Genomic DNA, 9,175 nt, shown 5'->3' with positions numbered 1-9,175 from the left:
TCGTATCATTCGATGCTGAAAAATTGGAAGGTTCATTGACTCGTTTGCCAGAACGCGATGAAATCAACCCAGAAATCAACGAAGCACTTATCGTTGAATTCTACAACAAAATGCTTTAATTTGTATTTGTTCAGAAGTCGGTTTCCCGGCTTCTTTTTTAATATTCTCAGTGAACTAATAAAGCTGATTTTAACTAAAAAGGTTGACGAAAGCTTGAGTTTGCTCAATTTTTTATAACTAAGAGCAAGGAAAAGGAGACCTTTGTTTTGGAAAATTATCTGATTTCTTTCTGCTCCTATCCAATCAGGTGAGACACTCTGTAAAGATTTTTTCCAGCTTTTTTACGGAAGATTTGCTGAAATGGTGTATAATGGGGACAAGACAGAAACAGAAAATTGTATGAAAGGAGTAGCGATGAAGGTTCTAGTGACAGGTGCGACTGGCTTTCTAGGAAAGTATGTTGTAGAAGAGCTAGCTGAACAAGGCTATCAGGTGCGGGCTTTTGGTCGTAATCTGAAGGCTGGTCGGCAGTTAGAGGGTCCTTTAGTAGAGTTTTTTGCTGGTGATTTTACCAGAGAAGAAGAAATTTTTGCAGCCTGCGAAGGAGTGGATGCAGTGGTGCATGCTGGTGCTCTTTCAACGATTTGGGGACCCTGGGAGCAGTTTTATCAGACTAATGTAGTAGGAACCAAGCTGGTTATGGAAGCTTGCCGACATTTTGGAGTGCAAAGACTGGTCTATATTTCCTCCCCAAGTGTTTATGCTGCGGCGCGTGATCAACTCGCTATCAAAGAAGAGGCTGCTCCTCAGGAGAATGAGCTGAATTTCTATATCAAAAGCAAGCTCATGGCTGAGCGGATTGTCGGAAGTTATCCTCAAGTTCCATCGGTTATCTTGCGTCCTAGAGGGCTTTTTGGTATTGGAGATACCAGTATCTTTCCTAGGATTCTGCGCTTGAGCCAAAAATTGGCAATTCCACTCATCAGAAATGGCCAGCAAATGATGGACATGACCTGTGTGGAAAATGTGGCCTTGGCTGTTCGTCTGGCTTTGGAAATTCCAGAAGCGCAAGGACAAGTTTACAACATTACCAACGGAGAATCCCGTAGTTTCAAGGATATGCTGGATGAAGCTTTAGATGGTTTACAAGTTCGTAAACGTTATGTTAAGTTTCCTGCTGCTTTTCTAGGTCTTCTGGCACAGGGATTTGAAAGCTTTTATCGCTTTTTTAACATTGAAAAAGAGCCTCCTCTGACTCTTTACACTTATTACTTAATGCGTTACAGTCAAACGCTGGATATATCAGCAGCAGTAAGAGATTTGGGCTATCAACCCAAGTTGACAATCAGTGAAGGGATTGCAAAATATGTCCAACATTATCGAGAAAATTGAGTATCTTCAGCCTGGACGCTGCAGCAGTCACTTGCAGCAAATGTTTAAGGGAGTTGCCAAGAAAAAAATGATTTTTCCAGCTGGTGTTTTCCTCTTGAAGCATCGTGAGAAAGGCTATATTCTCTACGACACTGGCTATTCTCCAGCTATTCTGAAGCCCAATTTTAAATACTGGCTTTATGGTCTGGGAACGCCTGTTGATATGCCAGAAGAGGAGCGTGTAGATCGTCTGCTTGAGCAAAAAGGAATTGCGCCAGAAGATATTTCTTATGTCATCTTGTCGCACTTGCATCCAGATCACATCGGCGGAGCCGCTTTCTTTCCCAAGGCCCGCTTCATTCTGACCAAGACCGTTTTCAAAACGTATCAGCATGCCAAGCTTAAGGATTTGATTTTCAAGGAATTTCTTCCGCAGGATTTTGAGAGTCGGTTGGAAGTAGTGGAACCTCAGCAGGTGCAAGCAGCATTCCTCTATCGCAAGACAGTTGACTTGTTTGGGGATGGCAGCATATATCTGGCTTCAGTTGATGGACATGCTGCTGGTCAAGCTTGTCTCTTTTTACCTGATTATCATCTGTTTATCGGGGCTGATTTGTGCTGGGGCGTGGATCTGTTGTCTTATACGGAGCAGATGCGTTTCTTGCCGTCACTGATCCAAGATAGCAAGGAAGAATACATGGCCGGTGTGGCCTTGCTTCGGCAGTTACTTGCTGTTGGCTATCAGGTGCTAGTCAGTCATGATCCGGCTGAGAGAGCGGAGCAGATTTTGTATGAAACTAGGAACATTTCTAAAAACCTTTAGCGTCATGCGCTGGGGGTATCGATTTAAGGATCGACAGGCCTTGGAATGCTATCAAATCAAGGCTTTAGCAGCCTATCGGGAATTTCTGCAGCAGGAATCACCTTATTTTAAATCAGGTATTCCAGCAGATTTTAAGATGAATAAGGCCTTTATGATGGAGCATTTCAATGAGCTCAATACTCAGGGGCTGGATCGTGATGAGTTGTTAGCCTTGGCTCTGGAGAGCGAGCGGACACGTGATTTCAGCCCCATGATAGGAGAAATTGCTGTCGGCTTGTCTTCGGGGACATCTGGTCACCGAGGTTTATTTGTTACCACTGAAAAGGAGCGCAGTATGTGGGCGGCAGCCATCTTGGCCAAGATGCTGCCTAAAGGCAAACTCTTTGGACATAAAATCGCCTTCTTTCTTCGGGCAGACAACCAGCTCTATCAGACTGTCAATTCAGGCTTGATTTCTCTGGAGTACTTTGATACTTTTCAGGGAGCCGAAGAGCATGTAGAGCGTTTGAATGCTTACCAGCCAACGATTTTGGTAGCGCCAGCATCAATGCTCTTGGAGCTAGCTAAACAAGTCCAGGCAGGGAATTTGCAGATTGCTCCTAGCAAAGTCGTATCAGTGGCAGAAATTTTGGAAGAGCCGGATCAGCAGAGGATTCAAGCAGGATTTGGTCTGAAAAAGGTGGACCAGGTCTACCAAGCGACCGAGGGCTTTCTAGCTTGCACTTGTGTCCATGGGAATCTTCATCTAAACGAAGATATTGTCCATGTAGATAAGCACTACTTGGATGATAGGCGCTTTTATCCAATAATTACGGATTTCAAGCGGACTTCTCAGCCAATTTTTCAATATGAGCTGAATGATATCTTGGTGGAAAATCCTGAACCTTGCTCCTGTGGTTCGATCTTTACACGGATTGACAGGATCGAGGGGCGCTCAGATGATATTTTCATTTTTGAAAATGCTGCAGGTCAGTCGGTGGAGGTCTTTCCAGACTTTATTCGCCGTTGTCTGCTCTTAGTGGATGGGATTGGAGAATATCAGGTAGCTCAGAAAAAGGACTATTCGCTGACCATTGCTATCGAACATCGTAGTCAGCAGCGAGAAGACGAGCTTGTCCAGCAGTTTCAGAACTTGGCGACTGATAAAGACTTTCTTATACCGGCTATTTCTTTTGAAGATTACCAGCGGGACAGAAGCCGTAAGTTGAAACGTATCTATCGGACTTAAGAATGCTCCAAGTGGAAAAACATATGAATCAGAGGCTGAAGCGCTTTGGCAGTTTACCTAGCTATTGAGCAGCCCCAAGTCTGACAAGAAGGAGTTTAATATGACAGCAGTAAAGAATCATATAAAGATTGTTGGTTATGGTACGCATCTACCTAGAAATACTGTGACTTTTAAGGATCAGACCCGTTATCGAGTGGTGGAAAATGAAGAAACCCAGCTTTCCATGGCGGTTAAGGCGATTGAAAAAGCCCTAGAGCAAGCGGGTTTGACAATCAAAGACATCGATTGTATCGTGTCAGCCAGTGCGGTGGGCGTTCAGCCTATTCCCTGCACTGCGGCCCTGATTCATGAGTTGGTAGCCAAGGGCTTGTCCATTCCAGCCATGGATATCAATACGACTTGCACCAGCTTTATCTCGGCTTTGAGTCTCATGTCTCATTTGTTGGAGGCTGGTGAGTATCATAGGATTCTCATCGTGTCCAGTGAGGTTGGAAGCCTAGGCCTCAATCCTAATCAGAAGGAAAGTTTTGAGTTGTTCAGTGACGGGGCGGCAGCTTTGATTTTTGAAGCAACAGAGGAAGAAAGAGGGGTCATCTCCAGCTTGCAGCGGACCTGGTCTGAAGGAGCTCATGATACAGAGATTCGCGGTGGATTGACATCGTTTCAGCCTAAGGAGTATTCGGACGCTACCAAGACTCACTACATGTTTGACATGAATGGTAAGAAGATACTCTTGCTCTCTGCCAGAAAAATTCCGGAAATGTTTAAAGAGTTTAAGGAAAAGAGTGGTCTCAGCCTATCTGACTTGGATTATATCATTCCGCATCAGGCGAGTCGGGCTCTGCCAATGGTCATGCGCAGCTTGGGTATTCCTGATGATAAATACCTTAATATTGTGCAAGACTATGGTAATATGGTGTCAGTAGCAGTGCCCTTCTCTCTCTGCTATGCTCTGGAGCGCAATCTAGTCAAGGAAGGGGACACCATCGCTCTGATGGGAACAGCAGCTGGTATGACGGTCAATATGCTGGCTATGAAACTATAATGCAATAAAAATAGGGTGTACAGAACCAAAAGAGGTTTTGTACACCCTGTTTAATTTTTCAAAATATTAGAAGAGCTGTAATTCAATGAATTAGAGCAGCTTCTTACAGCATTTTCAAAAGAAATTCTGCTATTTGTTCAGGACTTTCTTTTTTTCCTCTAGCAATCCACATTTGGCAGACACCAAAGAAGGCATTAGCGAGAAAGACTCTGCTGTATTCTTTTTCAAAATGATTGTAAACACGTCTACTAAAACGGTCCTGCAGACTATCCGCCAGCATCACCTGCAGCTTATGGCGCAGGAAATTTTGAATCTCTTTCGTGCCGTTTTCTGTTAAAAGGGCGGCCAAGAGTGGCTCTAGCTGGAGGAACTGAAAGACCTCTGTAATCGCAGTTTGAATATCTTCTTGATTATTCTCAAAAATATATCCCAACTGATGAAAGAGGTTTTGCTGATAACGTTCAATCATGTCGTACTTGTCCTTGTAGTGAGTATAAAAACTACTACGGCTGATGCCAGCAGCTTGAGCTAGCTGGACAGTAGTGATATGGTCGAAGGACTGCTTATGCAGTAGTGAAACCATGGCTCTTTCAATAATAGCCTTGGTTTTTCGGCGTTTATTGCTTTCTAACATAAAATCTCCCTTTGAGGCTAAGCCTCAGTCTGCTCTTCAAGCTAATGGCCATCATAGCAAACTACTTTTTCTTTTTCTCCGTGTACTATTATATCAAATGTTTTTCCAGTGGAAAAGAGTTAAATTCCGGAATTAAGCATAGATAGTCAAAATTTTATCTGATTAGGCTTAGTCGACTGGTAAAATAATAAAGCCGAGGCTTAAAGTAAAGTCTCGGCTTTTGTTATGAACATTATTTGAAGTAGAGGTAATCAGGGTCAGGAGTTACGTAAAGTAGCTCGCCTTCCTGTGAGAAGATAATAGAAATTTGTTCATTTTTATAAGAGTATAGAATGTATTTGTTTTGTAGCCTTGATGCTTGAGAAATATCAACTACACCTGCTAAAAAGGCATGCGCTTGTTCGGTGCTTATTTTTTGCTCCTGAACCATCGGCTGACAGCAGTGTTTCACATGGAACCCTATCATCAAGTTAAAAGCTCGATACTTGACTCCATTTACCTCGCTTATCATTCTAATATAAAGCTGATTTTCTGTGTACTTACTGGTGGAAAAAATTTTTATCTACATGATTGAAAGCTTGAATACAGTAGAACCAACTTATTCCGCTTCCTACAATCTTTTTAAACAAAATTAGACACGGTGTCCAATTTTTAAAGAATAAGCTTGTATTAATTTTTGATTGGTGTATAATCAATTTTATTGAAATTTGGACACTGTGTATAATTTTAGGAGGTAGATATGTTAAAAGAATGGAAAGCTATTTTAAAAAAGCCGACTTTTATCATTGTGATGTTAGGAGTCTCTTTGATTCCTGCCTTGTATAATGTTATTTTCCTGAGCTCCATGTGGGATCCGTATGGAAAGGTATCGGACTTGCCAGTGGCGGTCGTCAATCAGGATAAAGCTGTAACTGCTAGTGACAAGACCTTGTCTATAGGCGAGGATGTTGTTTCCAGCCTCAAGGAAAATAAAAATCTGGATTTTCACTTCGTCAGTAAAGAAGATGCTCAAAATGGTCTGGAAAAGGGTGATTACTACATGGTTGTGACGCTTCCAAGTGATTTATCTGAACGTGCAGCCAGTATTTTGACCGATAATCCTCAGCAAATGAAGATTGACTATCAAACGTCTAGCGGACAAAGTTTTATTGCTGGTAAGATGAGTGATTCAGCTATGGCTTCTTTGAAGCAGACGGTGGCGCAAAATGTGACGGATACTTATACAAGCGTCATATTTAAGAATATGGGAGATCTAAAAACTGGCTTGGTGAAGGCATCCGATGGTGCTCAGCAATTAGCATCCGGCAGTCAACAACTAGGTTCAGGCAGTCAGACAATTGCAGATAACTTAAGAACTCTGAATCAAGCCACGAGCAAATTATCGTCCGGTGCAGCTCAATTTAACACAGGACTACAGACTTATACTGGGAGTGTTGCACAAGTATCGTCTGGACTTGGTAGTTTGTCAAATGGAATAAACACTTATGCTAATGGTGTAAGTACTGTGGCCGCAGGTGCAAATCAGCTGTCGGGTCGATCAGCAGACTTATTGGGTGGAGTCCAGCAGCTCACCCAGTCAGGAGATGGAGTTCAGGCCTTATCAACAGGTGTGACAAATCTGAATACTGGCTTGGCCACATTAAAGTCCTCGGTAGATACCACCTTAGCTAACAACCAGCAAAATGTGAGTGATTTAGCAAATGGTTTGACACAGTTGAATGCTAGTATTCAAGCTGCAGCAAGTGATACAGAAGTTTCTACGGACAGCATTGAAGCTGCACTGACTAGCATAGCAGCATCCGCTCGGGCCATTATCAATAATAATCAAGATGCCAGGGCCGCAGCTTTGGCAAGGGTCCAAGGGACGAGTGCTTATCAAGGACTTTCTAGTGAGGCTAAGGCAGAGATTGATGCAGCAGTCAGTGCTAGTCAAGCAGGAAGTGATCAATCTGCTCAGACGATTTTATCAGAAATCGATACGATGAGGGCTTCTCTTGAAACGATAAAAGGCGCTAGTCAAACAAAACTAAGTCAGTTAGAAAGTGCATCAAATCAAGTTCTGCCACAGGCATCTAGCATGATCAATGGCCTTTATAATGGCTTATCAACAGTGAGTACTAGCCTCGGTTCAGCAAGCGGAGGAGCCAATCAACTAGTCGCAGGTGTAGATACCTTAAATGAAAAATTAACGACTGGCGCGACACAATTGGAACAAGGGGTGACAAGTTATACCAATGCAGTCGGTCAGCTATCTGAGGGGACATCAGCTTTGGCAAGTAAGAATCCTGATTTGTTAGCAAATACAACAAAATTAGCAAACGGGGCAGCCCAATTAACAGATAAATCGCCAGAATTGACCTCTAGTTTCGGGAAATTAGCAGATGGAACCAATCAATTAGCGAGCGGTACAGAAAAGCTGGCTGATGGCAGCAGTGCTTTAACAGATAATCTCTCCAAACTTACTGAGGGAACGAGCAATTTGTCTAATGGCCTCTCAGATGCAGGCGATAAATTGTCGGCTGTTTCAACCAAGGACGACAATGCAAAAACTCTAGCAGATCCTCTGACGCTGAGCAAGACAGATGAGAATAGGGTAGAAAAAAACGGAATTGGGATGGCGCCATATATGATTTCAGTAGCTTTATTTGTGGCGGCTATTTCAACCAATATCATCTTTAGCACACTTCCATCGGGTCAAGCCCCTAAGACGAAACGAGATTGGCTGAAGGCTCGTATAGAGGTAAATGGAGTCATTTCTGTCGTAGCGGGTGTTTTGGTCTATGGTGCTGTGCACTTGATAGGCCTATCTGCAAACCATGAGTGGGCAACCCTTGGTTTGATTGTCCTAGCCAGCATGACCTTTATGGCTCTTGTGACAGCTTTGGTTACTTGGGATAGCAAGCTCGGCGCCTTTGCTTCTCTGATTCTTTTGCTCTTACAGCTGGCTTCTAGTGCAGGAACCTATCCGCTGGAGCTGACTAGTAAGATTTTCCAAGTTATCAACCCTTGGCTGCCAATGAGCTATTCTGTATCGGGCTTACGCCAAACGATTTCCATGAACGGCCAAATTGGTAGTCAGGTGCTCTTCCTTGCTTTTGTTTTAGTTCTTTTCATGGCACTTGGTACTCTGGTCTATCGAACAGATAAAAAACAGTTAGCTTAGGGCTCGTACTTTTATGAATTTGTAAAAATGTAGATGAAAAGTCTATCTGTAATTCTTTTACTTTTTATCTAATCAACATCTCCTGAAAAGGGAGATGTTTTGTTTTCTTTAAGTTTTCTTTATCTTTCTTTTAAGTTTTCATCTTTAAAATTGCATTACATTCAAGAAAGATAGAGAGGGGAGAAGCCCATGACAGAAAAATTTTTTCAAAATCATTTTCAGCGCTTTGAAACCAAATACATCATTTCCAAGGAAACCTTATTGGATTTATTACTAGAGTTTGAAGGCTATCTGGTGGAGGATGAGCGAGCTTATTCGACCATTAACAATCTCTACTACGATACGCCGTCTTATCAGCTCATTCGTGAGTCTTTGGAAAATCCTTGCTTTGATGAGAAAGTTCGTTTGCGAACCTATCAAGAGCATCCGGCTGAGGATAGTCAAGTCTTTTTGGAAATTAAGAAAAAGACGGAGAATCTGGTCACCAAACGCCGGCTTGCAGCAGATTTGCTGACAGCGGAAGCCTATCTGGACGGTGATTACAGTCAGCTGACTGACCTTCAGATAGATAAGGAAATGGCTTGGCTGACTCAACATTTTGGTCATATTCAGCCTATGATGTATATCGGCTACAATCGTTATTCGATGAAAGGGATTGAGGACGAGCGGATTCGGATTACCTTTGATCACGACCTGACCTACCGTCCTTATGATTTGAGTCTCTTGGCTGGTCGCCATGGAGGTCATCTCCTGCCAGCCAATCACGTCATCATGGAAGTTAAGATTCCAGAAGCTTGTCCGTTATGGCTCAGCGAGATCATGGATCGCTACCAGCTGTCTCCAAGCTCTTTCTCCAAATACGGCTTTGCCTACAAAAAGGCAAACTGTATCAGCAGTAAATAGAATAGATA

General features: G+C 42.9%; 8 protein-coding genes and 1 pseudogene. 7 read left to right on the top strand and 2 right to left on the bottom strand.

Annotated features, from left to right (window positions below):
• The 5 genes and pseudogenes from RYK49_RS08755 to RYK49_RS08735 form a co-directional block, all read left to right on the top strand.
• Positions 1-119 (top strand): annotated as a pseudogene (locus RYK49_RS08755) (30S ribosomal protein S4); the annotation flags it as partial.
• 241 nt (positions 120-360) lie between these two features.
• Positions 361-1,392: an NAD(P)-dependent oxidoreductase gene (locus RYK49_RS08750; RefSeq protein ID WP_004184946.1), complete on the top strand. Its 1,032-nt coding sequence runs from the start codon at positions 361-363 to the stop codon at positions 1,390-1,392.
• Entirely contained in the window at positions 1,367-2,194 is an 828-nt protein-coding gene (locus RYK49_RS08745; RefSeq protein ID WP_004184945.1) for an MBL fold metallo-hydrolase, read from the top strand. The genes RYK49_RS08750 and RYK49_RS08745 overlap by 26 nt, the downstream gene beginning before the upstream one ends.
• Positions 2,163-3,422: a F390 synthetase-related protein gene (locus tag RYK49_RS08740; RefSeq protein WP_004184943.1), complete on the top strand. Its 1,260-nt coding sequence runs from the start codon at positions 2,163-2,165 to the stop codon at positions 3,420-3,422. Before RYK49_RS08745 ends, RYK49_RS08740 begins: the two co-directional genes overlap by 32 nt.
• A 100-nt stretch (positions 3,423-3,522) precedes the next feature.
• Entirely contained in the window at positions 3,523-4,467 is a 945-nt protein-coding gene (locus RYK49_RS08735; RefSeq protein ID WP_002894224.1) for a 3-oxoacyl-[acyl-carrier-protein] synthase III C-terminal domain-containing protein, read from the top strand.
• 103 nt (positions 4,468-4,570) lie between these two features.
• Here RYK49_RS08735 and RYK49_RS08730 read toward each other — a convergent pair whose 3' ends face one another.
• Together RYK49_RS08730 and RYK49_RS08725 are read right to left on the bottom strand one after the other, a co-directional pair.
• Positions 4,571-5,101 (bottom strand): TetR/AcrR family transcriptional regulator, encoded by a 531-nt coding sequence (locus tag RYK49_RS08730; protein WP_002899570.1) that lies wholly within the window; start codon positions 5,099-5,101, stop codon positions 4,571-4,573.
• Positions 5,102-5,333: 232 nt separating this feature from the next.
• Positions 5,334-5,531: a DUF4947 domain-containing protein gene (locus tag RYK49_RS08725; RefSeq protein ID WP_050540654.1), complete on the bottom strand. Its 198-nt coding sequence runs from the start codon at positions 5,529-5,531 to the stop codon at positions 5,334-5,336.
• 309 nt (positions 5,532-5,840) lie between these two features.
• Here RYK49_RS08725 and RYK49_RS08720 point away from each other — a divergent pair, with 309 nt between their 5' ends.
• Together RYK49_RS08720 and RYK49_RS08715 are read left to right on the top strand one after the other, a co-directional pair.
• The gene (locus tag RYK49_RS08720; protein ID WP_111676855.1) at positions 5,841-8,264 is read left to right on the top strand and encodes a YhgE/Pip domain-containing protein; all 2,424 of its coding nucleotides are present in this window, start codon (positions 5,841-5,843) and stop codon (positions 8,262-8,264) included.
• A 189-nt stretch (positions 8,265-8,453) separates the two neighbouring features.
• Entirely contained in the window at positions 8,454-9,167 is a 714-nt protein-coding gene (locus RYK49_RS08715; protein ID WP_004184936.1) for a polyphosphate polymerase domain-containing protein, read from the top strand.
• Positions 9,168-9,175: the final 8 nt, after the last annotated feature.

It is taken from the genome of uncultured Streptococcus sp. (assembly GCF_963525625.1).
In the GTDB taxonomy this organism is placed as follows: Bacteria; Bacillota; Bacilli; order Lactobacillales; family Streptococcaceae; genus Streptococcus.
This window is presented reverse-complemented; position numbering and strand designations above follow the sequence as displayed.

Bases quoted from the DNA above. Each gene is read 5' to 3' on its own strand.
- RYK49_RS08735 (WP_002894224.1), top strand. From the start codon at position 3,523: ATGACAGCAGTAAAGAATCATATAAAGATTGTTGGTTATGGTACGCAT.
- RYK49_RS08740 (WP_004184943.1), top strand. From the start codon at position 2,163: ATGAAACTAGGAACATTTCTAAAAACCTTTAGCGTCATGCGCTGGGGG.
- RYK49_RS08745 (WP_004184945.1), top strand. From the start codon at position 1,367: ATGTCCAACATTATCGAGAAAATTGAGTATCTTCAGCCTGGACGCTGC.
- RYK49_RS08750 (WP_004184946.1), top strand. From the start codon at position 361: ATGGTGTATAATGGGGACAAGACAGAAACAGAAAATTGTATGAAAGGA.
- RYK49_RS08725 (WP_050540654.1), bottom strand. From the start codon at position 5,531: ATGGTTCAGGAGCAAAAAATAAGCACCGAACAAGCGCATGCCTTTTTA.
- RYK49_RS08720 (WP_111676855.1), top strand. From the start codon at position 5,841: ATGTTAAAAGAATGGAAAGCTATTTTAAAAAAGCCGACTTTTATCATT.
- RYK49_RS08715 (WP_004184936.1), top strand. From the start codon at position 8,454: ATGACAGAAAAATTTTTTCAAAATCATTTTCAGCGCTTTGAAACCAAA.
- RYK49_RS08730 (WP_002899570.1), bottom strand. From the start codon at position 5,101: ATGTTAGAAAGCAATAAACGCCGAAAAACCAAGGCTATTATTGAAAGA.